Consider the following 21,791-nt stretch of genomic DNA (forward strand, 5'->3'; position numbering starts at 1 on the left):
CTCCCCATGCAAATCGACATCGACGAAATCTCGAAGCTCTTCGGCGCGACGGCGGCCCTGCATCCGGTCTCGCTCGCCCTGCCCTCGGGGGCGCTGGTGGCGCTCCTGGGGCCGTCCGGCTCGGGCAAGACCACGCTGCTGCGCATCCTGGGCGGGCTGGAGTTCCCTGACACCGGCCGGGTGCTGTTTGACGGCCAGGACGCCACGGGCCTGACGGTGCAGGAACGCCGGGCGGGTTTTGTCTTCCAGTCCTATGCGCTGTTCCGCCATATGACGGTCTTTGAAAACATCGCCTATGGCCTGCGGGCCCGCGGTCGCCAGCGCCCCGCCGAGGCCGAGATCACCCGCCGCGTCACGCGCCTCCTGGAGCTGATCCAGCTTCCCGACATCGGCAAGCGCTATCCGACCCAGCTCTCGGGCGGCCAGCGTCAGCGCGTGGCCCTGGCCCGGGCGCTCGCCATCGAGCCCCGGATGCTGCTTCTGGACGAGCCCTTTGGCGCCCTGGATGCCAAGGTCCGCAAGGAGCTGCGCCAGGGGCTGCGCGATATCCATGACACGACCGGCCTGACCACGGTCTTCGTCACCCATGACCAGGACGAGGCCATGGAGCTCGCCGACCTGGTGGTCGTCATGTCCATGGGCCGGATCGAGCAGATCGGCCGCCCCCAGGACATCCGCGCCCGCCCGGCAAGCGACTTCGTCCGCAGCTTCATATCGGCATGAAATCATGAATGTGCATGTGATGACCAAGGCCCTTGACCAGATCGACCGCAAGATCCTGACGCAGCTGATGCGCGATGCGACCTTGCCCATCGCGCAGCTGGCCGACCGTGTCGGCCTGTCGCAGACCCCCTGCTGGAAGCGCGTGCAGAAGCTGGAGGCGCAGGGGATCATCACCGGCCGCGTCGCCCTGGTCGATCCGGGCGCCGTGGGCCTGGGCCTCACCGTCCTGACCGAGGTCGAGGCCATGGACCACACGCCTGAATGGCGCGACCGCTTCCTGGCCACCGTCACCTCCTTCCCCGAGGTGATGGAGGTCCTGCGCCTGGGCGGCCAGTCCGACTATATGCTGCGCATCGTGGTGCCCGACATGCCCGCTTATGACGCGGTCTATCAGCGCCTGACCGACAAGGTGCCGCTGAAGGGCGTGCGGTCGCGTTTCGTGATGGAGGCCCTGCACCGCAAGACCCATCTGCCGCTTTGACCCCTGAAGGCAGAGGAGAGGGCGCAGAGGCGCCCTCATTCCTTTGCCTCGCCTCTGGGGCTGGCGCCCCAACCGGCTCAGGCGGGGAGAACCTCGGCCAGCAGGGGGTTGGGAAAGCGCCGCTCCCGGGTGACGGCATAGAAGGTCTCGCTTATGCCTTCGAGCCGCGAGGCCTCGACGAGGGAGCCCGCCTGCAATTCGTCGCGCACGACGATGGGCGGGATGATGGCGAGGCCTGCATTGGCGCGGGCCAGAAGACGGATCATCGCCATGTCGTCGACCTCGGCCGCGAAGATCGGCGCGACGCCGAGCCTTGCGGCAAGCGCGTCGAAGGCGGCGCGCAGGCCCGTCTCGCGGGTCGGGACGATCAGGGGCTGGCTGGCCAGCAGCCGTGCCAGGTCGCGGGGCACGGGGCCAACACGCGCGGGGCCCACGCGTTCGGGCGTGCCGATCAGGCCGATGGGCTGTTCGTCCAGCCGGTGGATCAGCCAGGGGCTGGAGGCGTCCCGCGCCGGGGCGAGATTGGTCAGGATCACGTCCAGCGCCAGGCCATCCAGCCCGCGCAGAAGCTCGTCCTGAGAGCCCGAGCGCAGCACGACCTCGACATCGGGGCGGCCGATCAGGGGCTGCAGGAACTGGATTTGAAAGTTGCGCGACAGGGTGGCAAGCGCCCCCACCCGCAGCGCGCGCCGCGCCCGTCCCGTCTCGCGCAGCGTGGCCGAAAGATCCTCGGCGGTGCGGAAGATCGCCTCGGCATGGTCGAGCGCGATGCGCCCGGCCTCGGTCAGCACGAGGCCCCTGCCACGCCTTTCGAAGAGGTCCTGACCCAGGGCCGCCTCGAGCGCGCGGATCTGGGTCGAAAGCGCGGATTGCGACAGGTTCAGCCCCCGCGCGGCCCCGGTCAGGGTGCCATCGCTGGCCACGGCGCGGAAAAGCCGCAGGTGATGCAGGTTCAGCTGGGCCATTCATCCACCACACAGAACGATTTCCCGCAATATATGTAATTTTCTGAAAGCATCACAAGCCCTAGGTTGCCGCTGTCCTGTCATAACCGGAGACCGCGATGGAGAACCTTCCCCTGCCTGCCCTGGCCCCGCTGATCCTGGCTGTCGCAGCCTGGGGCCTGATGCGCCGTCCGGGGCGGCGTCCGGGGGCCTTGCCGCTTGTCGCCGAGATCGCTGGCCTGGCCTCCTTGACCTTGGGCCTTGCGGGGCTTGGGCAGCTTGTGCTGCGGGGCCCGCTGGAACTTGCCCCCTTTGGAATTGCGCTCATGCGGCTGGATGCGATCAGCGGAGCGCTGTCGGTGCTGGTGGGGTTCACCGGCTGGATCGTCCTGCGCTTTGCCCGTCGCGCGATGGATGGCGAGGCGCGGGAGGGGCGGTTCCATGCCCTGACGCTTGCGGCCATCGCTTCGGTCATGGTCGTGATCCAGGCCGCCAACCTGCCCCTGGTCCTTGCGGGCTTCGTGGCCCTGGCGCTGGTTCTGCGCCAGCTTCTCTTGTTCTACCCCGAGCGGCCAGAGGCGCAGCGGGCGGCGGCCAAGTTCATCCGGGTCTGGGCGGCGGGCGATGTGGCGCTGGCGATGGCCATCGGGCTCTTGGGACTGGGCACAGGCACGGTCGAGATCGCGGGCCTGAACCGGGTGGCAGAGCTGGAGGGCGCGGCAGTGCCGGGGCTGTGGCTTCTGGCGCTTGCGGCGGTGCTGAAGACCGCGAGTTTTCCGCTGCATGGCTGGCTGACCGAGGTGATGGAGGCGCCGACCCCGGTCTCGGCCCTGTTGCATGCGGGGATCATCGCGGCGGGCGGCTTCATGCTGATCTCGCTGGCGGGGCTGGTGCAGCAAAGCCCCGGGGTCATGGCGGCCCTTGTGATACTCGGCGGGTTCACCGCGCTGTTCGGCGCCCTGGTCATGCTGACGCAAAGCGCGGTCAAGACGGCGCTGGCCTGGTCGACCGTGGCGCAGATGGGCTTCATGCTGCTGCAATGCGGGCTTGGACTTTGGGCGCTGGCGCTTTTGCACATCCTGGCCCATGCGCTTTACAAGGCCCATGCCTTCCTCGCCTCGGGCGGGGCGGTGCAGACGGTGGCGGCGCAGCGCAAGCCGGGGCCGGTGGCGGTGCCAGGCCTGCGGGCGGTCGCGCAGTCCTTTGGCCTGGCGCTGGGGCTTTACCTGGTCGTGGCCACGGGCTTTGCCGTGCTGGCCGGAGAGAAGTCGCCCCAGGCGCTGGCCCTGGGGGCGATGCTGATCTTCGGCGTGTCCTACCTGATCGCCCAGGGCATGGCCGATGCCGCGCCCGGCGCCCTGACGCGGCGGACCCTGGCCGCCTCTTTCGCCGCAGCCCTGGCCTATTTCGGCTTCCAGGTCCTGGCCGAGATGCTGTGGGGGCCGGTCCTGCCCCCGGCGCCGCAAGTGGGGGCGCTGGAAGGCGCGCTGATCGTCCTGGCGGTCCTGTCCTTTGGCCTGGTGGCCTTTGCCCAGGCGCTGTTTCCGCTTTGGGCCCATCACCCCTCGACGGCGGGGCTGCGGGTCCACCTGGCCAATGGGCTTTACCTGAATGCGCTCTTGGACCGCCTGATCGGCGGCTTTCGCAGCCCGATGAAATCCTGAAACGACGGAGATCGCGATGTTCCTGAAACATGACCTGACCGCCGAACCCGATGCGCAGAGCCTGTTGCGGGCGGCGGAGGCTGCGGTGCGTGCCCTGCCTCCGGCCTTTCCGCTGGATGCCACGGTGGCGGTGAACCCCTTCCTCGGCCAGGTGCAGGAGAGCCTGGCCCAGGCCTCGGCGCGGCTGGCGCGGGTGGCGGGGGTGCGGGTGACGCAGGCGCGCGCGGACCTGGTGGCGCAGGTCCAGGCGGGGCGGATCGGCGATGAGGACCTGGCGGCGGCGCTGGCGGCTTCGGCCCTGCCGGGCAAGCCGGAGAGCCTTGGCGATCTGCGGGCCCGGATGCACGCATCCTCGCCCGAGCCGCGGGCCTTGCCGACCCTGGCCCACCTGGTCGAAAGGGTCACCGGCTGCGACTGGCCCGCGCTGATCGCCCGCAGCCTCGGGCTTTGGGCGGCGGGGCATTTCGACCGGGGCCAGGCGCTGTGGACGCCGCGTCCGGGGCGGGGGGCCTATGCGGCCTGGGTCGAATGGGCGACCCATGACCTGACGCCCGAGATCGCGGGGCTGCGGGGCTTTTGCGCCCAGGTGGCCGAGGCGCCGGACACGGCCGAGCGGGCGATCCTGCGGGCCTCGGCGCGGCTTGGGATCGGCGCGGAGGCGGCGGAGACCTGCTTCCACCGGCTCCTGGTGGACCTGGGCGGCTGGGCGATGCATGGGCGCTGGCAGCTTTGGCAGGCCGAGCTTGCGGGCGAGACCCTGCCCGTGATGACCGAACTGCTGGCCATCCGGCTGATCTGGGAGGAGGCGCTTTTGGCCCATTGCCCCGAGGTCGCGGGCGATTGGCGGGCCGTCGTCGCGGAACATGGCGCGGGCCTCGATCCGTCGTCCGACCAGGTGCTGGACGTGATCTTGCAGGGGGCGGCCGAGCGGGCGCATCAGCGGCGGCTGGCCTCGGTGCTGTCGGGGCCCTTGCCCTCTGTCGGGCGGCCTGCGCTGCAGGCGGCCTTTTGCATCGACGTGCGGTCCGAAGTGCTGCGCCGGGCGCTGGAAACCCGCGACCCGGGGATCGAGACCCTGGGCTTTGCGGGGTTCTTCGGCCTGCCCCTGGCGCATCGCCCTGGGGGGACGGACGCGCTGCAAGCCCATCTGCCCGCTCTTTTGTCCCCTGCCCTGGTCTCGACCAGCCATGGCCCCGACGAGGCCAGCGACCGGATCGCCGCCCGGGCCAGCCGGGCCTGGGGCCGGTTCCGGCAGGCGGCGGTTTCCTCCTTTGCCTTCGTCGAGGCAGCGGGTCCGGCCTATGGGGTCAAGCTTTTGCGCGACGGTCTGGGGCTTGGGGGCGCGCCGCTGCCAGCGGGGCCGCACCCCCGGTTCGAGACCGCGCTGAGCGCCGCGCAAAAGGCCCGGACGGCGGCGGCGGTGCTGCGGGCCATGAGCCTGACGGAGGGCCATGCAAGGGTGGTGCTCTTGGTGGGTCATGGCGCGGGGATGACCAACAATCCGCAGGAAAGCGCCTATCACTGCGGGGCCTGTTGCGGGCAGACCGGAGAGGTCTCGGCCCGGCTTCTGGCGGGGCTGCTCAATGACCCCGAGACAAGGGCGGGCTTGCCCGCCCTGGGGTTGGCGCTGCCAGAGGATACGCTTTTCGTGGCGGGGCTGCATGACACGGTGACCGACCGGGTGCAGCTTTACCGCGACAGGCCCGCGCCCGACCATGAGGCCGATCTGCAAAGGGCCGAGGCCTGGCTGGCGAAGGCGGGGGGGATCGCGCGGGCCGAGCGGGCGCGGCGCCTGCCCGGCCCGGGCCCGGACCGGCGGGCGCGCGACTGGGCCGAGCAGCGCCCCGAATGGGGCCTTGCGGGGTGCAGCGCCTTCATCGCAGCGCCGCGCAGCGTGACGCGGGGGCGCGACCTGCAGGGCCGGGCCTTCCTGCACAGCTATGACTGGCGCAAGGACAAGGACTTCGCGACGCTGGAGCTGATCCTTACGGCTCCGGTCGTGGTCGCAAGCTGGATCAGCCTGCAATATCATGGGAGCAGCGTGGCGCCGCAGCTCTTTGGCGGCGGCAACAAGCTGATCCACAATGTCGTGGGCGGGATCGGGGTGATCGAGGGCAATGGCGGAACCCTGCGCCCGGGCCTTCCGGTCCAGGCGCTGCACGATGGCGCGGCGCCTCAGCACGAGGCCCTGCGGCTTTCGGTCTTCGTCGAGGCCCCCCGGGACGCGATGACACAGGTGATCCGCCGCCACCCGGGCCTGGGTCATCTGGTGGGCAAGGGCTGGCTGCATCTCTTCGCGCTGGAGGAAGGAAGGGTCGTGGCGCGTCACCTTGGAGAGCGGGCCGATCCGGAAAACTCTTGGGAAATGACCTGATCGCGGCACAATTCGAACCCTTGGCCGCCATGGGTGCCGCCGATCCAGACTGGGTCATAACAACCCTCGGAGGCACCCATGTCGATCGATCTTTCCAGCATTCCCGATGCCCTCGCAGCCGACCCGGGGCTCGCAGCGTCGGTCTCTGGCTCTGATCTGGCCCAGGGCCTGGCTGCGGCCACCACGCTGTCCAACTTGCTGGCGCAGACGCTGGATGGGCTTGGCGCGAATGCCGATGGACTGATCTCGGTGACCGACATCCAGGCGGTCTCGGCCACGATCCAGGCCGATCCCGGGCTCTTCGCCCAGTTCCAACTGGCCCATGGCGACGATGCCAGCTGGGCGGAGACCGGGTTTCACCTGCTTCAGGGCGATGGCGGGAGCCTCACCTTCAAGGGCCGGAACTTCGTCGACACCGTGGCCGACGGGATGTTCCACTTCGGTTTCGCCACGGTGGGGGGGAAGTTCCTGAACGAGGATGGCGCGCTGAGCCGGACGGTGGAAAAGGTTGCGGCCTGGGTGAACTACTTCGTCAATGGGGTGGTGGCCTTCCAGGGCACGGCGCAGGACGACAGGCTGGAAAGCGGCGCCTATAGCGCGGTCTTCACGGGGGCGGAGCACGAGCTCTGGTTGATGGGAGCCGGGAATGACCGGGTCTCGGCGGGTATCGGCAACGACACGATCCACGGCGGCATGGGAAGCGACGCGCTCCTGGGCGACGGTGGCAACGACAGCATCATGGGCGAAGCGGGCGCGGACCTGCTGCAAGGCGGCGCGGGGGCGGACAGTCTCTACGGCGGGGCGGATGCGGACCGGGTCCTTGGTGGCGAAGGCGCGGACCTGCTGTCGGGCGGCGACGGCGCCGACTTCCTGCGCGGCGGCACGGGGGCGGACAGTCTTTACGGCGGAGCGGGGGCGGACCGGCTGCTGGGCGAAGAGGGCGCCGACCTCTTCGAAGGCGGCGCGGGGGCGGATCGCTTCGTGCTGACCGAGACCGTGCAGGCCTGCGACGTGATCGTCTTGCGCAGCGGCGACAGCGGGGCCACGGCCATGACGGCGGATCTCGTCCAGGGGTTCGTCTCGGGCATCGACAAGATCGACCTGACCGATCTGGGGCCGATCTCTTTCGAGACGGGGGGATTTTCGGCCTCCGGAGCCTCGGCCCATTACGACGGGCTGGCCTTGCGGATCGACACCACGGGCGATGGGACTTGCGACATGATGATCCGCTTCCAGGGCCTGGCGACGCTGTCGGCCAGCGATCTCTTGCTGGTCTGACCCCCATTTGGACATGAAAAAAGGGGCGGCAGGGAAATCCCCGCCGCCCCTTTGTGTTTTGCGCCCTTGGCTTCAGACCGTGACCGTCACCGCAGGCCCTGCCCCATACCGGGTCGAGACCTGGGCCACCGCGATCGTCACCGCTCCGGTCACGCCATCCTCGGCCTGCATCACCGGCGTATAGGCCCAGGCGGGCAAGGCGCTGACCTCTTGCCGCAGGACCGTGGTGCCTTGCGAGACCGTGATCTCGTAGAGCTCGCTTTCTTCCCCCAGCGGCACTTCAACGCTTTGCCAGCTGTCGCCGTCGATCCGGGTCCGCCGGATCCAGGCCAGTTGGATCAACCCTCCCACCGCCCCCGTGGCCTCGAGATGCGAAACCGAGTAGGGTCGTAATCCGATGCCGTCGAAGGCCAGGCTTCGGCTGACGACCTTGGCATCGGCAAAACCCCGCTCCAGGGCGCCGACCCGGTAATTCCGCGTCAGCCCCCGAGCCGAGAGCGGCAAGTCGATTTGCGGCACCGCGCCATCCAGCAGCACGAAGTAGCTGCCCGCCGGCCAATGGTCCGGCGCCACACCATCCGTCCCCGCCTGCCCCCTCAGCCGCACGCGGATGTCATAGGTGCGCGGCGCGACGAGGGTGGCCTCCTGGAACTGGATGATCTCCCAGTTGCCCGCCGTCCCATCCCCGATGGCCGCCACATTGACCCCGTTCAGCACATCGTCCTCCGAGGCCGAAGACAGCGTGCCCGAAGACAGTTTGACCCGCAGGGCAGGCCCCCGGTCCCAGACGCCCGAAGGCGCCGAGGCGATCTCGGTCATGGTGATGCCCAGGATCGAGGGCACGTCCAGGGCACGGTTCAGCGAGAACCCATCGACGCTGGCCGAACTCCAGACCGCGATCGAACCAGACCATGGGCTGACCGTCGCCGCGACATGGGGCGCGACAGGGTCTTCGCTGCCGGTCAGGAGAGGAAGATCCATGAACAGCGGGAAGACCTGCGAGGCGGCCGCACGGACCGCCGCGCGCGAGGTGGTGGAGTCGATATCCTCGGCCGGAAGATAGGCGCCCTGATCGACCCGGACGGCCTCCATCAAGAGCTGCTCGCCCGCCTCGACCTTGTCGATGCGGTAGGACTGGCCATCAAGCTTGACGAGATCCCCCGCCCCGATCCCCAGCATGGAGCGCGGCAGACCCAGCCGCACCCCATCCCTTGCCACGCGCGACTCGACCAGCCAGCGCTCGGCGATGGTGCGCGCCTCGGGATTGGTCAGTTGCAGGGTCAACTCCGAGCCCGCAACCGCCGAAGAGGTCTCATCGGGGAAGATCGCCTCGGCGCTGCGGGTCTCATAGTCCCCTTCGGCCTCGACATAGCTGAGCCGGATCCGGCCCGGGGTCTCGACCACGCTGGCCCGCGCGGCCTCGATCCCGCTGTCCAGGTCGGACGAGATCGCCAGCTCGGCCCGGTCGAGCGAGGTCGCCGCAAGACCGCTGCGCAGCGTGAACCGCAGAACGCCCTCGCGCTCGGCGATGTTCAGTCCATAGGCCGTAACCAGGGGCTGCAGCGCCTGGCGCGCCGAACCAATGTCGTTGACCGTATAGCCCCGCACCAGGGCATGGGCTCCCGAGGCATCGATGCCGTCCACCAGCCCGGCATCGCCGCAAATATCAGCGACAAGCGCCGAAAGCGGCAATCCTCCGGTGCGCCCGTTCAGCCAGTGGCCATGCGCATAGTTAACGCCATCCGACCACAGGTCACCATCGGTCGGGAACTGCGGGAAGGGCCGCGCATCCCAGGCCCAGACATGGGCCCGCGACATGTCCAGCATGCGACCGCTGTAGAGGGTCGCCGCCGGATTGTTGGCTGCGTCACCCCAATAGGCGTTCACAGCCCGCATGTATTGCAGCTGGATCAGGTCATCGCGCCTCCCGTTCGATGCGCGGGGCAGCGCCGATTCCGAGGAATAGGCGTCAAGGAACAGGTTCGGCTGGTTGGTCGCCTTGTCGATGGCCGCGCAGCCGTATTCCGTGAACCAGATCGGCTTCGACCCCGGCACCCAGCCCGTCGCCGTCGCCTGCCGCACACCCGCGATACGGGGATGGTGCGCATGGCTCCACCATCCCGTCAGATCCTTTTTCCGATAGACCCAAGCCTCTCCGTAAGCGCCATCTTCGATGGGCTGGCGCAACTGGGCAGCCGCCGCGACATCCGAGGCATAGAACCAGTCATAGTTCTCGCCCCCTGCCACGTTGGCCTTGAGATAGTCGAGGTTGTAGATCGACCCGTAGGACGCATCCAGATGGTCCGACCCATCGCGCCAATCCGACAGGGACATGTAGTTGTCGATCCCAACGAAATCGACATTGGCATCGGCCCAGAAGGCATCGAGCGGGAAATAGAGGTTCCCGTCGACCTGGTATGACCCATATTCCGACCAGTCCGCCGCATAGCTGATCTTGGTTCCGGCACCCAGGATGCCGCGCACATCGGCCGCCAGTTGCCGCAACGCCTCGACCATGGGGAAGCTGCCTCCGGTCCCGCGGATTTGCGTCAGGCCCCGCAGTTCGGAGCCGACGCAAAAGGCATCGACCCCACCCGCCAGCGCGCAAAGATGCGCATAGTGCAGGATGAAACGGCGATAGCCCCAATCTTCGGTCCCGGTGTAGACGACTTCGCCCGAGGCATGGCTGAACTGCGACGGCAGGGCGCTTCCCATGAAAGCCGCAACCTCGGCCTCGGCCGCTGCCGTCGCATCGGGCGACCCGGCGCGACCCGGCGCAACCGACAACGTGATCCGGCCGCGCCAGGGCAAAACGGGCTGGGTCCCCGCATCCGACCAGGGGTCCGGCAGAGTGTTGCCCGCAATTTGCTCCATCAGCACGAAGGGATAGAACATCACGGCCTTGCCGGCGCCCTGGATCGCCTGGATTGCCTCGACCACCGATTGATCGGTCGGCGTGCCGCCGTAGATCACCTTGCCCCCGACCGAGGGCAGAACCTGCGCCGTGGCCCGTGTCAGGCCCGAGACCCTCCAGGGCATCTCGGCTCCATCCGTCGCCGCTTGATCCACCTTGGGACGCAGTTTGCATTGGCTCGCACGAAGGTCGTCGCCAAACCAGCTGGTGACCAACGAGACCGACTCGACCCGAGGCAGTTCCTCGCCCAATTGGTCCAGAGACTGGGAGAAGTCCGTGCGGTCTTCCAGCGTGTGAACATTGACCGAAAGGCTGACCCCCGGCCCGTCGTTGAAGCTGACCGGAGTCGTCGCCAGCGCATATTCCCCCGTCCCGGGGATCAGTGCCACACCCTTGACCACGTCGGCCAGGTCGGCCGCAGCTTCCTGTGTGCCCTTGAAGATTTCAAAGGTGAATTGCGGCACCCGGTTGCCGAAGCGGCTCAGGTCCAGGTCCTCGATCACCACATAGGCCACGCCGCGATAGCTGGGCGCCTGCCCTGCCCCTTCGACCGCCTCGATCTTGGGATCGGGCATCTGGTCCTCGGAGCCCGGATAGAAGCGCAGGTCCAGGCTGCCCTTGGGCACCTCCATCCCATCGGCCCAGACGCGCCCCAGCCGCCGCGCCTCGTCCTGACAAAGCGCAATCGCCAGGCTGATCGTATAGCTGTAGCTGGTCGAAGCCGGGCGCGGCGAGCCCTTGGAGCCCTGCGACCGATTCGCGGTCTCGAGGAACCGCGTGGCCCAGATGACCTCTCCCGAAACCCGCATCCGCCCCCAGACCCGGGGGATCGGCGCACCCTCGCTGGCCGAGGTCAGGGGAAAGCGCTGGATCCTCCCCTGTTCCACCGGGGCCGAACCGGCGCCAAGGATGCGCTGGTCGATGGCCTGCCCGATGGTGGCCCCGACGGCCCGCCCGATCACGGCTCCGGAAAGACCCAGGACCGTCCCGCCAAAGCCGGACCCCAAAGCTGCCCCTGCCGCCGACAGAAGAATCGTCGCCATGTCTCAGTCTCCTTTGGGGAAAACGAAATGCCCGGCAATCCGCCGGACCCAAGGGGCCGTCAGCGCGTTTTCAACCACGCCGTGCCCGGTATAGGCATGGATGAAGCGCGGCGCCGCGCCGCCCTCGCCCACGATGCCCAGATGCTTTGCGACAAAGCCCTGCAGCATGCGAAAGACCACAACGTCACCCGCCTTGAAGTCCGGGCCGCCCGGCAGCAACCAGCGCCGCGCGGCCTCCAGCATGACCTCGTCGCGCCGCGCCTCCGACCAGTCGACCGTATAGGGCGGCATGGCCTCGGGCTCGGTGCCCAGAAGCGCCCGCCAGACTCCACGCAGCAGCCCCAGGCAATCCGACCCAACCCCCTTCAACGAGGCCTGGTGCAGATAGGGCGTCCCGATCCAGTCCCGCGCCTCGGCCACCACATCGGGGCGCCCCATGTTTTCTGTCATTTGAACAGGCTTTCCCCATCATTGGCCCCGCTGGAAATCGGGTAAGAGGTCATCCAGTCTTCACCCGGGATATGCGGAAAGCCCCGAAAGTTCAGGAAGTTGTTGAACTTTCCCCGGCAGGTCGCCGCCATCTTGTCGCAACCCGCCTCCAGCCGGATGACGTCGCCCACCACCGGAGCCACGCCGAAATCCACCCAAAGCTCGATGCGCCGCGTCGCCACATCGTCCCGGTCGAACTTCACCAACCCGACCAGACCCTCGGACCCGCCGCTCAGCATCCGCGCCCGCCCCCGGTCGAACCAGCCCTCGGTGATCGAGGGCGCGCGGGCGATCCGGTAGACCCCCGGGCTCTCGATCCCCAGGATCACGGTCTCCAGCGAGAACCCCGCCTGGTCCAGGTCAAAGCGACACCGCCCATCCCCCAGAACCGCCGAGCACGAGCGCTGATAGCTCAACCCCTGGACCTGGTTCAGCTGATCGGCCAGCCCGCGCAACTCGGCCCGGAAGGCGCCCGAGGACCGGACAACCTCGCCAAAGGCCCCGCGAAAGCTCTTCATCCGCTGGCTGACATCCTGCCAGTTGACGATCCAGCTCTCGACCTCGGCCCCGTCGAAGCGCCCGGCGATCAGGTCCTCCTCTGTCACCGCCGCATCCGACAGCGCGCCCATGGCCTCGGTATTGTCCACCGACAGGCCATTGGTCTGCTGCAAGGTCCGCGCCGTCATGCCCGAGGCCGCCTTGAACGTGACCCCCTCGAAGGTCAGGTCGCGGTCATGATCGGTAAAGCCCAGGACCAGCCCATCCTTGCGTGTCACCGCCCAACAGGTGCTGACCGTCGAGATCCCCGTCCCCAGATGCGTCAGAAGATCGTCGCGCGCGCTCATATCCGCACCTCGATCACCGGAACCTGCGGGATTTCGCCTGCATGAAAGGTGGCGATGGTGACTGCGATCCGGTCGGTGTCAAAGCGCACCGGCACGTCGAACTCGCAGCCCGCCGTGACCGTGGCCCCCACCGCGGGCGGCAGTTGCAGCGTCACAACCCCCGTCGTCGCATCCACCGAGAAATCCGCCCCCGGCACCCGCTCCGACCCATTGACGGCGATCTTCACCGTCCCGGCCACCGGCTTGGTGATCACCCGCGTCCAGCTCCCCGAACCCGAGGCATAGGTCTTCGAAAGCTGAAACGTCACCCGCGTCCCATCTCCCGTGCCGATGACCTGATCGGTCGCACTGACCACCAGCGACGGCCGGCAGGTCTTGTAATCTGCCCAGTCCTTCCAGCGGAACGCATGCAACTGCCCGCGCCGCGCCTCGAAAAAGGTGATCAGCGTGTCGAGGTCATCCAGCGACCGCATCCCCGCCCCCGCATCGTAGCGGCGGCGGCTGTCCGACCAGGGAGAGTTGCGCTCTTCGAACCCATTGACCAGGGTCACGATCTCGGTCCGGCGCTCCGGGCCGCCGCTCGACCCCAAAGAGAGGTTCGTCGGATATCTCACATCATGAAATGCCATCTTTGCCTCACCGATTGCGGTTGCCGCGCGACAGGGCCTGCATGGCCTGGGCCGCGATCTGGCTCTGGCTGCGCTGGAAACCCGCCACATCCGGGGTCGAAATGTTCATCACCACTGTGACGCCGCCGCCTCCGCCCTGGGCGCGCACGCCCAGCTTGCCATCGGCGCCACGGGTCAAGGGCATGATCGCCTCGGGCCCCGCCTCGCCCATAAGCCCGGTGCCGCCCCGCATGCCAAAGGCCGTCGGAGAGCTCACGATGCCGCCTTGCGCAAAGGGCATCACCCGACCCGAGGAAAACGCCCCGCCATTGGCAAAGGCCCCGCCCAGAAGCGAGTTCAACCCACCGGCGAGGAACCCGCCGACCGCGTTGCTCACCGGCTTCAGCGCCGTGTTGAAGACCGTCTGGGTCATGCTCCTGGCCAGCCCCCGCAGGGCATCATCCAGCCGCGAGCCACCGAAGACCACATCGCCGAAGGCCCGCGTCAGCCCGTTGCTGAAGCCCGAGGCCAGGGTGCTGACCTCGCGTCCGGTGAAGACCAGGCTCTCCTGCATCTTGGACAGCTCGGCTTCAAAGGTCGAAACCATGCCCACCGTCCCGGTCAGCGTCGTCTCAAGCGCCGCGATCTGGTCCGTCAGTTCTGTCACTTCCGCCATTGGGCTCTCCATCGGGGAAAAGGGCCGCCAGCTCTTCCAGCCGCGCCCGAGTGAGCACCGGGGCGGATTTGTCCGCCCCGAGCATGATCCGCAGTTCGATGGGCGTCAGCTTCCAGAAGACCTCGGGCGTCAGCCGAAGCTCGAAAAGCCCCGCCCGCATCAGGCCCGGCCAATCCATCAGCTCTCACCCGGCACCGAAAAGGCCCGCGCCAGCAGCATCGCCGCGACCTTGGCCGCCACCAGGGGTCCCCCGCCGATCTCGACCTTCAAGAGGTCCGCCGCCGTCCCCTGCCAGCCACCGCCTCGCAAGCCCGCCACGACCAGCATCAGGACATCGCGGGTCGAGAACTTGTGGCTCTCGAACCGCGCGATCATCTCGATCAGGCTGCCCGCGCCAAGCTGATCCTCCAACTCGGCCAGGGCCCCCAGCGTCAGCTTGGCCACATGAGGCACGCCGTCCAGGTGCAGCGTCACCTCTCCGGTGAAAGGATTGGCCATCAGAGCGCCGTGAAGGTCAGGGCGCCCGCCGAGGCCAGGGCCATGTCATAGGTGGCCTCGCCGTTGTAGGTGCCCGCATATTCGATCGAGGTGATCTGGAAGGCGCCCTCGACGATTCCGAACGAGGGGATGACGACCTGGAAATTCGGCATCACCCCGTCGAAGAAGATCTGCCGCGCCCTTGCGTCGGTATTGGCATCGCGGAAAACGCCCGACCCCGACAGCGCCGCCGATTTCACCCCGGCGCCGCCCAGCAGTTCCCGCCAGCCGCCCGAGCTTTCCAGCGTCGTCACATCCACGGTTTCGGCGTTGAAGGTCAGCCGCGTGGCGCGAAGCCCCGCCAGCGTTTCATAGCTCCCGCTCCCCGTCTGATCGACCTTGATCAGCAGGTCCTTGCCGCTTTGAACAGCCATGTCTTACTCCGTAAGGTTGATTGGAGCCCGTCCGACACGGCGAAATCCCGTGTCGAAACCAGGCGGGCAAACATCGATCAGAAGGCGACACGCGCCCGGAAGGTCAGGTCGATCCGCCGGGCGTCCCCGGTGTTCAGGCGCTTGGCCGTGGCGCGCAGGAAATAAAGCCCCACAAGCGCGCCCCGGGTCAGGGTCAGCTGCGCACCGACCAGGGCATCCGAGACCTCGGCCGCGACCGTCTTGGCCGTCATGAAGCCATTGGCATCGCTGATGACCGAGACGGTGAACACATGGCAGGCCCAGAAGCGCCCGCTTCTCATCCGCCGTCAGGAAGTCCGCCCCCGCGACGCGTGCCCAAACCTGGTCACGTTCCACGGCCAGCGCCGGCACCTGGTCCAGGTCCGGCTTCAGCTCGACCGCCTCGCCGGTGAAACCGCTCAGCCAGGACGACAAAGCCGCCGTCACCCGCGTTGCCAGGGGCAGAACCGTCAGGCGGAAGAAAGCCCGGTTGGCCTCCTGGTAATTGGCGTAGGTCGCATCCCCCGGAATGCCGATCAGCATGGGCGGCACGCCAAAGGCGATGCAGATCTCCCGCGCCGCCGACAGCTTCGTCTCATGGAACTCCATGTCACTGGGAGAGAACCCCATCGGCTTCCAGTCCAAGCCCCCTTCCAGCAGCATCGGCCGCCCCGCATTCCGCGCGCCCTGGTGATGGGCCTCGATCTCGCCCACCAGCCGCTCGTATTGCTCGTTGGTCAGCGTCCCCGCCCCATCGGTCCCCTTGAAGACCATGGCGCCCGAAGGCCGCGCCGCATTGTCCAGCAGCGCCTTGGACCAGGTCGCGGCCGAGGAATGGACATCCACCGACACCGCCGCCGCCTGCATGGGCGAGAGCCCGTAATGGTCGTCCTGCGGATGAAAGCTCTTGATATGGCAGATCGGCTGATATTCCGCCGAGACCGCAAAGCGATGCGTCCGCCCGTTGACGACATAGTCATAGGCCGCAGGCCAGCCATCCGCCCCCGGCACCACGTTCATCCGGTCCGAGCGCAAGACATGCAGCTCCCCCGGCAGCGCGCCCGTTCCCGGCACCGCCTCGACATAGGCATTCCCGGTCAAGAGCAGATGCCCATAAAGCGCCTCCAGCAGTTCCGCCCGCCCCTGGTGGGCATTGGGCTGCCGGATCAGCTCGGACACCGGATGCAGGTCATAGCGCCGCCCCTGGTCCTGCAAGACCAAAGGCAAGGCCGCCGCCGCCTCCGAGATCAGCTTGACCGCCCGGAACCCGATGGGATTGCCCAGGAAGCCCGATTTCATCAGGCTCACCGCATCCCGGGGCGACCAAGCCACCCGCCCCGAGGAGCCCCAAGCCACCACCCGCCCGACGGCGGAGGCCTTCTTTTCGACCACGGGAGACCCCGCGCCGCGCCTCAGAAAATCCAGGACCATTCAGCCTCTCCTTGATTGCAGGGCCGCCCGACGGCCAAACCTGTCCAGTGCCGCGCCCCCAAAGGCGCAGCCCAAGGCCCGCCGAAGCGGCCCCCAAAGGTCAGGCGACCCGCCCAACCCATTTCATTGGTCGAAAAATATCCACGGGGGTCCTTGGGGGGAGCGTGCTCCCCCCAAGTTGGGGGGTCCGGGGGGCGAAAGCCCCCGCGGCCTCCGCCGGTAGTCGACAAGGGCGCAAGCCCGCCGGAGACAACCGGCCTAAAGCCCGCGCACCTGCGGCTTGCCGATGCCCTTGGACCCTTCGATCAGCACCTCGGTCAAGGCCCAGACCAGCGCATCCATCCTGTCCGGCGAGCCCTTGCCCTGATAGCCCGCATGGGTCATCTGGCACATCTGCTCTTCCAGCTTGGCCAGCCCCCGCACATGGGCCACCCGGCCCTGTTCGTAAAGCGCGGCCACCGGTTCGGCCCGCAAGTATTTTCCCTTGGTCGCCGTCACCCGCTTGAAGGGCACCAGCGGATCGATGGACCTGACCACCTGCTCGACCATCTCGCCGCCCTGGTTGGTCTCCACGACCATCCGGTCGGCATTGTGCCGCTCCATCGCCGCCACCGCCGCCCGGGCCCAGCCATCGGGCGAGGCTCCCTTGACCGAGGCATCCTCCAGGACGACTGCCCGCCAGGTGTTGACCGGCCCCTCCGTCATGGCGCCCACGACCACGATGCCGCATTCGTCCGAGGCCTTGGTCGAGGTCACCGGCGGGTCCACCGCCACCACGATCCGGTTCAGCCGAGGCACCTCCTCCACCCGGATCGCATCCAGGCGATGATGGCTCCAAAGCGCCCCTTCCAGGTCCTCCAACAGCTCGCCCTCCAGCTCCTGCCGCCCCAGGCTGTCCCCGGCATAGCGCGCCGTGACCTCCTCGAGGAAGCTCTTGGCCAGGTAAGCCTTGTTGGCCGAGGTCGGCGCATGGGTGCTGACCGTCGAGGGGTTCTTCATGATCGCCTTCAGGACGGCCACATTCTGCGGCGTCGTGGTGACCACCTGCTGGGGATGCTCCCCCAGCCGCAGCGCGAATTGCAGCATGTCCCAGGTCTCCTGGCCCTTCTTCCACTTGGCCAGCTCGTCCACCCAGGCCGCATCGAACTGCGGCCCCCGCAAGCTGTCCGGGTCATGGGCGCTGAAAACCATCGCCTCCGCCCCGTTCGGCCAGACGAGCCGTTTCCGCGTCGCCTGCCACTCCGGCCGTCGATCGGGCGGAGAACACGCGAGAATCCCGCTGTCCCCCATGATCATGACCTCGCGGACCTGGTCCACCGTCTCGCCCACCAGCGCCACGCGGCGTGCCCGGCCCGGAGCCTCCGGCGTCGGCCCCTCGACCTGGGACCTGACCCATTCCGCCCCGGCCCTTGTCTTGCCCGCGCCCCGGCCCCCCATGATCACCCAGGTCTTCCAGGCCCCCGGCGGCGGCAACTGATGCGGCAGCGCCCAGAATTCGAAGAGCCAGGGCAGCGACAGAAGCGCATTGTCCGACAGCCCGCCCAGGAACTCGTCAACCTTCTCCTGCGTCGCGGAGGCAAGCCAGGCGGCGCCCGATCTCGTCCCGGGCGGCAGAAAAGTCGAGCGCGCGGGTTCCGACAGTCCCGGCAGCCTGTTTGCGGAGTTTATCAAAACGGCCCCTCTCTTCCTGCATCAACTCGAAAGCGTCCCGCAGATCGCGGGCCAGCGCTGGCGTTTTTTTGACATCGGCCAAGGTGCCGTCCTTCACCTTCTTCAAGGCGCGCGCCAATTCCTCGGCCGCCTCCCTGAGGAGCGTTTCGGTCACCTCTGCCAGATCGACGGGGTCTTCATCCCCGGCTGCGAAATGTATGCTCATGCCTGATGGACCTGCCTTCCCATAGCCGGAAAAGGAAAAGCGGCGCCGGGCGCTGTACCCGGGCCGCTTGCCCACCTCTTCCATCATGTCCAAACATATGCCATGGACCGTTCGGAAAGTCAAACGAAAAATCGAATGATATCAGCGACTTAGCGTGCGGGGCGTTAACCTCTTGTTAACCACCCGACGCAACACCCCCCGGTTTCAGTTGCCGTCGCCCGTCCCCGAGCCATCGCCCTCGGCCCCCGCCGCCTCCAGCGCGCGCCACTTGGCGACGTTCTTGTTGTGCTCTTCCAGGGTCGAGGCAAAGGCATGGCCCCCCGTCCCATCGGCCACGAAATAGAAGAAATCCGTCGTCTCGGGGTTCAGCGCGGCCTCGATGGCGGCCTTGCCCGGGTTGCAGATCGGCGTCGCGGGAAGCCCTTGAATCACATAGGTATTCCAAGGCGTCTCCCGCTTCAGCTCGCTCTGCCGCAAGCCCCGGCCCAGGATCCCCTGCCCCTTGGTCACGCCATAGATCACCGTGGGATCGGTCTGCAGCCGCATCCCGTCGCGCAAGCGGTTCAGGAAGACCGAGGCCACCTTGCCGCGCTCCTCCGCCACCCCGGTCTCCTTCTCGATGATCGAGGCCATGATGAGCGCCTCCTCCATCGTCTCATAGGGCAGGCCCTCGGCCCGCTTGGCCCAGGCCTCGGCCAGCGTCGCCGACTGGCTCGCCTGCATCTTGGCGATCAGCGCGGCCCGGTCATCGCCCTTGGAGACCTCGTACGAATCGGGCGCCAGCACGCCCTCGGCCGGAACCTCCTTGATCTCGCCACTCAGGAAGTCGGCCGCCTTCAGGGCCTCGACGATGTTCCAGCTCGTCACCCCTTCGGCCAAGGTCACCCGCCAGCGCAGGTCGGGGTCATCGACCGCGTCCTTGTAGACCTGCGGCACCTCGCCCGAGGGGTCGAACTTCGCCACCTCGACCAGCCCCGCCGTCGCCGCATCATAGGACCGCAGGATGACCTCGGCCCCCGCCACCCCGATGCGCAGGTTGACATCCTGGCCGCAGGTCGACTGGCCGCCCACGGTCAGCCGCTCGGCCACCTGCGCCATCGAGATCGCGGGCTCCAGCAAATAGCTCCCGAACTTCAGCTGCCCCGACTTGCCCGAGTAGGTCGTCCCGATGCGGAAGATCCTGGCATCCGAAATCGCCCCCTGCGCCTCCAGCCCCGCCGAAACCGCACTCATCGAGGCGCCGCGTTCGACCTTGAAGCAGATGGCCTGGCCGAGCGGCCCCGCCACCTCGTATTGCTTCTGCCCCCAGAGGATCACCCCCCCCAGGGCCAGAAGCGCCACGATGAACAGCGTCAGCGCATTCGAGGCGACCGAGCGCCACATCAGACTTTGCCCAGGACAAGGCTGGCATTGGTCCCGCCAAAGCCGAAGGAGTTGGACAGCGCCACGTCGATTTTGCGCTTGACCGCCTTGTTGGGTGCCAGGTCCAGCTTCGGCGTCACCGCCGGATTGTCCAGGTTGATCGTGGGAGGCGCCACCTGGTCACGGATGGCCAGGATGCAGAAGATCGCCTCCACCGCGCCCGCCGCCCCCAGAAGGTGCCCGATGGACGACTTGGTCGAGGACATCGTGGCCTTGGCCGCATGCTCGCCCAGCAAACGCTCCACGGCGCCTAGTTCAATCGTATCGGCCATGGTGCTCGTCCCATGGGCGTTGATGTAATCCACCGCCTCGGGCCCAAGCCCGGCCCGCTTCAAGGCCATCTGCATCGACCGGAAGCCGCCATCGCCATCCTCGGACGGAGCGGTGATGTGATAGGCATCGCCCGAAAGCCCATAGCCCAGGACCTCGGCATAGATCTTGGCGCCGCGCGCCTTGGCGTGTTCGTATTCCTCCAGGACCACGATCCCCGCGCCCTCGCCCATGACAAAGCCATCGCGGTCGGCGTCATAGGGGCGGCTTGCCTTCTCCGGCTCATCCGCGCGCTTGGACGACAGGGCCTTGCAAGCGTTGAAGCCCGCGATGCCAATCTCGCAGATCGGGCTTTCCGTGCCGCCCGCCACCATGACATCCGCATCGCCCCACTGGATCAGCCGTGCCGCATCGCCAATCGCATGGGCGCCGGTCGAACAGGCCGTCACCACCGAATGGTTCGGCCCCTTGAAGCCGAAGCGGATCGAGACCTGCCCTGAAACCAGGTTGATCAGGCTTCCGGGAATGAAGAACGGAGAAACCCTCCGCGCCCCCTTCTCCTTGATCAGCACGGCGGTCTCGGCGATGTTCTGCAAGCCCCCGATGCCTGACCCGATCATGACGCCGGTCCGGCAGCGCTCTTCTTCATCGGCCGGAACCCATCCCGAATCCTGCACCGCCTGCACGGCTGCCGCCATGCCATAGATGATGAAGTCATCGACCTTGCGCTGTTCCTTGGGCTCCATCCAGTCATCCGGATTGAAGGTCCCGTTCGACCCATCGCCGCGCGGGATCTCGCAGGCATATTGCGTCAGCACGTTCACAGGGTCAAAGCGGGTGATCTTGCCCGCCGCCGACTGACCGGCCAAAAGCCGCTCCCAAGTTGCCTCGACCCCGCAGGCCAAAGGCGACACCATCCCCAATCCCGTGACAACAACGCGACGCATCCTGCCCCTCTCTGTCAACCGGCGCGAGCCCGCGCCCTTTCCCGCCTGATACACGCGCAATCCGCAGCCTGCAACCTGCCCGGCGGTTGACATAAATTTGATATGAATGTAAATGGTCGGAACATTTTCGCCTCCATGGCCTCATATCGGGACCCCGGCCCTTGACATTTTGCCGCAGCGCGTCATATCGCTGAATGAACGTTCACTCCCACCGCACGAGCCGATGAACCACGCGCCCGCCCCCCTTGCCGATGCCCTGCCCGTGGTGGACCCCCGCCAGGCCGAGATCCTCATGGCCGTCCGTCAGGCTTTCGTGGAAAAGGGCTTCGACGGCGCCTCGATGCAGGACCTGGCGCGGGCGGCTGGCATGTCGGTGGGCAATTTCTACCGCTATTTCCCCTCCAAGGCGGCGCTGATCCGCGCCATGGTCCTCCTGGACGCCGAAGAAATCCGCCGCGACTTCGGCATGATCCACGCCGCGCCCGACCCGATGGCCGCTTTGCGCATGGGCCTGCGCGAGCGGATCATGGGGCCGACCTGCTCGGAGGATTCCGCGCTCTGGGCCGAGATCGACGCCGCCGCGCGTCGCACGCCCGAAGTGGCCGAGGCCCATCGCCTGATCGAGACCGAGGTGCGCGGCCAGCTCGTCGCCGTCTTCGCCGCCGCCACCCATCTGCCCATCGCCGAGGCGAAGTGCCGCTTTTCCACCCATGCGGCCTTCCTCCTGACGCTCTTCAAGGCCGCCGCCTGCGTCCATCCGGGTGAAGACGTCGACATCGCGGCCATCCGCGCCATGATCGCCGAGACCATCGACCAGCGGCTCGACGAAATCCTCTCTTCTGCCGCACCTGCGCCAGATTGATCCGCCAAGCTTGTC

General features: G+C 67.5%; 19 protein-coding genes and 2 pseudogenes. 6 read left to right on the top strand and 15 right to left on the bottom strand.

Going from position 1 to position 21,791, the window contains the following annotated elements:
- The first annotated feature begins 6 nt into the window (after positions 1-6).
- Together GV832_RS00360 and GV832_RS00365 are read left to right on the top strand one after the other, a co-directional pair.
- Positions 7-723 (top strand): sulfate/molybdate ABC transporter ATP-binding protein, encoded by a 717-nt coding sequence (locus GV832_RS00360; protein ID WP_168772831.1) that lies wholly within the window; start codon positions 7-9, stop codon positions 721-723.
- A 19-nt stretch (positions 724-742) separates the two neighbouring features.
- Complete coding sequence (locus GV832_RS00365; protein ID WP_227754154.1) at positions 743-1,204, top strand: Lrp/AsnC family transcriptional regulator; 462 nt, start codon at positions 743-745, stop codon at positions 1,202-1,204.
- A gap of 77 nt (positions 1,205-1,281) precedes the next feature.
- On the opposite strand, the gene GV832_RS00370 is transcribed toward GV832_RS00365, so the two are convergent.
- Positions 1,282-2,169 carry a LysR family transcriptional regulator gene (locus GV832_RS00370; protein ID WP_168772832.1) on the bottom strand — a complete coding sequence of 296 codons (888 nt, stop codon included), beginning with the start codon at positions 2,167-2,169 and terminating at the stop codon, positions 1,282-1,284.
- Between the two features lie 98 nt (positions 2,170-2,267).
- On the opposite strand from GV832_RS00370, the gene GV832_RS00375 reads away from it, so the two are divergent.
- From GV832_RS00375 to GV832_RS00385, 3 genes are all read left to right on the top strand, one after another.
- Positions 2,268-3,812 (top strand): proton-conducting transporter transmembrane domain-containing protein, encoded by a 1,545-nt coding sequence (locus tag GV832_RS00375; protein WP_168772833.1) that lies wholly within the window; start codon positions 2,268-2,270, stop codon positions 3,810-3,812.
- A 16-nt stretch (positions 3,813-3,828) separates the two neighbouring features.
- The gene (locus GV832_RS00380) at positions 3,829-6,186 is read left to right on the top strand and encodes a YbcC family protein (RefSeq protein ID WP_168772834.1); all 2,358 of its coding nucleotides are present in this window, start codon (positions 3,829-3,831) and stop codon (positions 6,184-6,186) included.
- Between the two features lie 78 nt (positions 6,187-6,264).
- Entirely contained in the window at positions 6,265-7,464 is a 1,200-nt protein-coding gene (locus GV832_RS00385) for a calcium-binding protein (protein ID WP_168772835.1), read from the top strand.
- Positions 7,465-7,536: 72 nt separating this feature from the next.
- Here the strand turns inward: GV832_RS00385 and GV832_RS00390 are convergent, their stop codons facing one another.
- From GV832_RS00390 to fabF, 14 genes and pseudogenes are all read right to left on the bottom strand, one after another.
- Positions 7,537-11,421 carry a baseplate multidomain protein megatron gene (locus tag GV832_RS00390; RefSeq protein ID WP_168772836.1) on the bottom strand — a complete coding sequence of 1,295 codons (3,885 nt, stop codon included), beginning with the start codon at positions 11,419-11,421 and terminating at the stop codon, positions 7,537-7,539.
- A gap of 3 nt (positions 11,422-11,424) precedes the next feature.
- Positions 11,425-11,871, bottom strand: coding sequence for a C40 family peptidase (locus tag GV832_RS00395; protein WP_227754155.1), 447 nt, complete (start codon positions 11,869-11,871; stop codon positions 11,425-11,427).
- On the bottom strand, positions 11,868-12,755 hold the full coding sequence (locus tag GV832_RS00400) for a phage/gene transfer agent baseplate hub protein (RefSeq protein ID WP_168772838.1): 888 nt from the start codon (positions 12,753-12,755) through the stop codon (positions 11,868-11,870). The genes GV832_RS00395 and GV832_RS00400 overlap by 4 nt, the downstream gene beginning before the upstream one ends.
- Entirely contained in the window at positions 12,752-13,384 is a 633-nt protein-coding gene (locus GV832_RS00405) for a DUF2460 domain-containing protein (protein WP_168772839.1), read from the bottom strand. The genes GV832_RS00400 and GV832_RS00405 overlap by 4 nt, the downstream gene beginning before the upstream one ends.
- Before the next feature lie 7 nt (positions 13,385-13,391).
- A complete protein-coding gene (locus tag GV832_RS00410; protein WP_168772840.1) occupies positions 13,392-14,039 on the bottom strand; it encodes an RcGTA-type gene transfer agent tail tape measure protein in 648 nt (215 codons plus the stop codon).
- Positions 13,996-14,217, bottom strand: coding sequence for a rcc01693 family protein (locus GV832_RS00415; RefSeq protein WP_168772841.1), 222 nt, complete (start codon positions 14,215-14,217; stop codon positions 13,996-13,998). The genes GV832_RS00410 and GV832_RS00415 overlap by 44 nt, the downstream gene beginning before the upstream one ends.
- Positions 14,217-14,537 carry a gene transfer agent family protein gene (locus GV832_RS00420; RefSeq protein WP_168772842.1) on the bottom strand — a complete coding sequence of 107 codons (321 nt, stop codon included), beginning with the start codon at positions 14,535-14,537 and terminating at the stop codon, positions 14,217-14,219. The genes GV832_RS00415 and GV832_RS00420 overlap by 1 nt, the downstream gene beginning before the upstream one ends.
- On the bottom strand, positions 14,537-14,950 hold the full coding sequence (locus GV832_RS00425) for a phage major tail protein, TP901-1 family (protein WP_168772843.1): 414 nt from the start codon (positions 14,948-14,950) through the stop codon (positions 14,537-14,539). The genes GV832_RS00420 and GV832_RS00425 overlap by 1 nt, the downstream gene beginning before the upstream one ends.
- A gap of 77 nt (positions 14,951-15,027) precedes the next feature.
- Positions 15,028-15,264, bottom strand: a pseudogene (locus GV832_RS21870) (DUF3168 domain-containing protein); the annotation flags it as partial.
- Positions 15,236-16,399: pseudogene (locus GV832_RS00430) on the bottom strand (phage portal protein); the annotation flags it as partial. The pseudogenes GV832_RS00430 and GV832_RS21870, both read right to left, overlap by 29 nt.
- Positions 16,400-16,657: 258 nt before the next feature.
- Positions 16,658-18,013: a DNA-packaging protein gene (locus GV832_RS00435; RefSeq protein ID WP_168773107.1), complete on the bottom strand. Its 1,356-nt coding sequence runs from the start codon at positions 18,011-18,013 to the stop codon at positions 16,658-16,660.
- Complete coding sequence (locus tag GV832_RS00440) at positions 17,952-18,362, bottom strand: hypothetical protein (RefSeq protein WP_227754156.1); 411 nt, start codon at positions 18,360-18,362, stop codon at positions 17,952-17,954. The genes GV832_RS00435 and GV832_RS00440 overlap by 62 nt, the downstream gene beginning before the upstream one ends.
- Positions 18,363-18,479: 117 nt before the next feature.
- Positions 18,480-19,658: an endolytic transglycosylase MltG gene (mltG, locus tag GV832_RS00445; RefSeq protein ID WP_168772846.1), complete on the bottom strand. Its 1,179-nt coding sequence runs from the start codon at positions 19,656-19,658 to the stop codon at positions 18,480-18,482.
- Positions 19,658-20,914 carry a beta-ketoacyl-ACP synthase II gene (gene fabF / locus GV832_RS00450; protein WP_168772847.1) on the bottom strand — a complete coding sequence of 419 codons (1,257 nt, stop codon included), beginning with the start codon at positions 20,912-20,914 and terminating at the stop codon, positions 19,658-19,660. Before fabF ends, mltG begins: the two co-directional genes overlap by 1 nt.
- 223 nt (positions 20,915-21,137) lie before the next feature.
- Here fabF and GV832_RS00455 point away from each other — a divergent pair, with 223 nt between their 5' ends.
- Positions 21,138-21,776, top strand: coding sequence for a TetR/AcrR family transcriptional regulator (locus GV832_RS00455; RefSeq protein ID WP_168772848.1), 639 nt, complete (start codon positions 21,138-21,140; stop codon positions 21,774-21,776).
- The last annotated feature ends 15 nt before the right edge of the window (positions 21,777-21,791 follow it).

Source organism: Stagnihabitans tardus, from assembly GCF_009925085.1.
Taxonomy (GTDB): Bacteria; Pseudomonadota; Alphaproteobacteria; order Rhodobacterales; family Rhodobacteraceae; genus Stagnihabitans; species Stagnihabitans tardus.